Origin of the sequence: Bacilliculturomica massiliensis, from assembly GCF_900605495.1 — a bacterium.
In the GTDB taxonomy this organism is placed as follows: domain Bacteria; phylum Bacillota; class Clostridia; order Peptostreptococcales; family Anaerovoracaceae; genus Bacilliculturomica; species Bacilliculturomica massiliensis.
In genome coordinates, this window is the sequence record NZ_LR027593.1 from 1,975 (window position 1) to 5,373 (window position 3,399).

At 50.8% G+C, this 3,399-nt stretch carries 2 rRNA genes; both read left to right on the forward strand.

The window, feature by feature from the left end:
* Positions 1 to 239 precede the first annotated feature (239 nt).
* A 23S ribosomal RNA gene (locus E0E37_RS01195) occupies positions 240 to 3,127 on the forward strand.
* A gap of 154 nt (positions 3,128 to 3,281) precedes the next feature.
* A 5S ribosomal RNA gene (rrf, locus tag E0E37_RS01200) occupies positions 3,282 to 3,398 on the forward strand.
* Position 3,399: the final 1 nt, after the last annotated feature.

Here is a 3,399-nt window from a genome sequence, read left to right on the forward strand (position 1 = left end):
CTATGCACCTTGAAAACTGAACAATACAAAACAACAAATTTAAGACGAAATCGAGGTAATCGAAAGATTACAAAAGAAAGTTTAACTAAGACAGTCTTTTCGGAACGAGAGTTCAGAGAAGCTGACTGGGTAAACTACAATTTCAATTAAATTTACCGAGAAACCAGAAAATACTTTTCATTGAAGTTAATTAACAATAATGAAAACAGACTGCCATTACTCAGCAGTCGATTCACTGAGATCAAGTGAATAAGAGCATAAGGTGAATGCCTTGGCACTAGGAGCCGAAGAAGGACGTGACAAGCTGCGATAAGCTGCGGTGAGGAGCAAATATCCGTCAACCCGCAGATTTCCGAATGGGGCAACCCACTTACGGTAATGCGTAAGTATCCCGTACTGAATCCATAGGTACGGAGAAGGTAACCCGGGGAACTGAAACATCTAAGTACCCGGAGGAAGAGAAAGAAACCTCGATTCCCTAAGTAGCGGCGAGCGAACGGGGAAGAGCCCAAACCACACTTCGGTGTGGGGTTGTGGACCACTCATAACGTCGGCGATCTATAGTCGAAGCGCTTTGGAAAAGGCGGCCGCAGAAGGTAAGAGCCCTGTAGGCGAAATAGATCAAGGACCGAGTGGCACCAGAGTAGGACCGGACACGTGAAACCCGATCTGAAGCAGGGGGGCCCACCCCCCAAGGCTAAATACTACCTAGTGACCGATAGAGAATAGTACCGTGAGGGAAAGGTGAAAAGAACCCCGGGAGGGGAGTGAAAGAGAACCTGAAACCTTATGCTTACAAGCAATGGGAGCGGAAGTGACCATGTACTTTTTGTAGAACGGGCCAACGAGTTATGGTATGCAGCGAGGTTAAGCTGTTCAGCAGCGGAGCCGAAGCGAAAGCGAGTCTTAATAGGGCGTCCAGTTGCATGCTGTAGACCCGAAACCGGGTGACCTATCCATGTGCAGGTTGAAGTAACCGTAAAAGGTTATGGAGGACCGAACTCATGTCTGTTGAAAAAGGCTGGGATGACGTGTGGATAGCGGTGAAATTCCAATCGAACTCGGATATAGCTGGTTCTCCTCGAAATAGCTTTAGGGCTAGCCTCAAGGTAAAGATACGCGGAGGTAGAGCACTGAATGTCCTAGGGGCCTTCACCGGTTACCGAAGACTATCAAACTCCGAATGCCGTAGTATTATACTTGGGAGTCAGACTGTGGGAGATAAGTTTCATAGTCGAAAGGGAAACAGCCCAGACCAACAGCTAAGGTCCCCAAATGTAAGTTAAGTGGAAAACGATGTGGAGCTGCATAGACAACTAGGATGTTGGCTTAGAAGCAGCCACTCATTTAAAGAGTGCGTAATAGCTCACTAGTCGAGTGACTCTGCGCGGAAGATAAACGGGGCTAAAACTTACTACCGAAGCTTTGGAATTGCTTAGGCAATTGGTAGAGGAGCATTCTGTACGGGCAGAAGCCGAACTGTAAGGTGAGGTGGACTGTACAGAAGAGAGAATGTTGGCATGAGTAGCGAGAGGCAGGTGAGAATCCTGCCCGCCGAAAATCTAAGGTTTCCTGAGGAAGGTTCGTCCACTCAGGGTTAGTCGGGGCCTAAGCCGAGGACGAGAGTCGTAGGCGATGGACAACAGGTTGAGATTCCTGTACCACCGAAAGTCGTTTGAACGAAGTGGGGACACAGAAGGATAAGCAGAGCGCGCCGTTGGTTGAGCGCGTCTAAGCGTCGAGGGAGATAGGATAGGCAAATCCGTTCTATCAATTCTGAGGCGTGATGGGGAGGGAAATAAAGTACCGAAGCTGCTGATTTCACACTGTCAAGAAAAGCCGCTAGTGAGACCGTAGGTGCCCGTACCGCAAACCGACACAGGTAGATGAGGAGAGAATCCTAAGGCGAGCGAGAGAACTATTGTTAAGGAACTCGGCAAAATAACCCCGTAACTTCGGGAGAAGGGGTGCCAGCGAGAGCTGGCCGCAGTGAAAAGGCCCAGGCGACTGTTTACCAAAAACACAGGTCTCTGCAAAAGCGAAAGCTGAAGTATAGGGGCTGACGCCTGCCCGGTGCTGGAAGGTTAAGGGGAAGTGTTAGAGCAATCGAAGCACAGAACTTAAGCCCCAGTAAACGGCGGCCGTAACTATAACGGTCCTAAGGTAGCGAAATTCCTTGTCGGGTAAGTTCCGACCCGCACGAAAGGCGTAACGATCTGGGCACTGTCTCAACAATAGACTCGGTGAAATTGTAGTACCGGTAAAGATGCCGGTTACCCGCAGCAGGACGGAAAGACCCCGTGGAGCTTTACTGTAGCTTGATATTGGATTTCGGCGTTGCATGTACAGAATAGGTGGGAGACTAAGAGCTCGGTACGCCAGTATCGAAGGAGTCACCGTTGGGATACCACTCTTGTAACGTTGAAGTTCTAACTGCGTACTGTCAACCAGTACCAGGACAGTGTCAGGTGGGCAGTTTGACTGGGGCGGTCGCCTCCTAAAGAGTAACGGAGGCGCCCAAAGGTTCCCTCAGCGCGGTCGGAAATCGCGCGAAGAGTGTAAAGGCAGAAGGGAGCTTGACTGCGAGACAGACAAGTCGAGCAGGGACGAAAGTCGGGCTTAGTGATCCGGTGGTTCCGAGTGGAAGGGCCATCGCTCAACGGATAAAAGCTACCCCGGGGATAACAGGCTGATACCGCCCAAGAGTCCACATCGACGGCGGTGTTTGGCACCTCGATGTCGGCTCGTCTCATCCTGGGGCTGAAGTAGGTCCCAAGGGTTGGGCTGTTCGCCCATTAAAGAGGTACGCGAGCTGGGTTCAGAACGTCGTGAGACAGTTCGGTCCCTATCCGCTGTGGGCGTCGGAAATTTGAGTGGAGCTGTCCTTAGTACGAGAGGACCGGGATGGACATACCGCTGGTGTACCAGTTGTTCTGCCAAGGGCATGGCTGGGTAGCTAAGTATGGACGGGATAAGCGCTGAAAGCATCTAAGTGCGAAGCCCCCCACAAGAATAGATTTCCTCCGCAAGGTAAGACCCGTGGGAGACTACCACGTAGATAGGTCGGAGGTGGAAGTGCAGTAATGTATGGAGCTGACCGATACTAATAGGTCGAACACTTGATCAAGGTTTCAAAGGGAAGTTGGATTGTATTGTTTGGTTTTGAGGGTGTATGCCTTCAAAAGCAGGCCTGAGAGGGCCGGCAACGAATTGCGAAGGACTTGTTTCGTATGGCGCAGCTTGAGAAAGCATAGCCAGGGGGAAGAAGGACGAGCAAGAGATCTGGTGACAATAGCAGAGAGGTCACACCTGTTCCCATCCCGAACACAGAAGTTAAGCTCTCTAGCGCTGATGGTACTTGGCGGGCAGCTGCCTGGGAGAGTAGGACGTCGCCAGTTT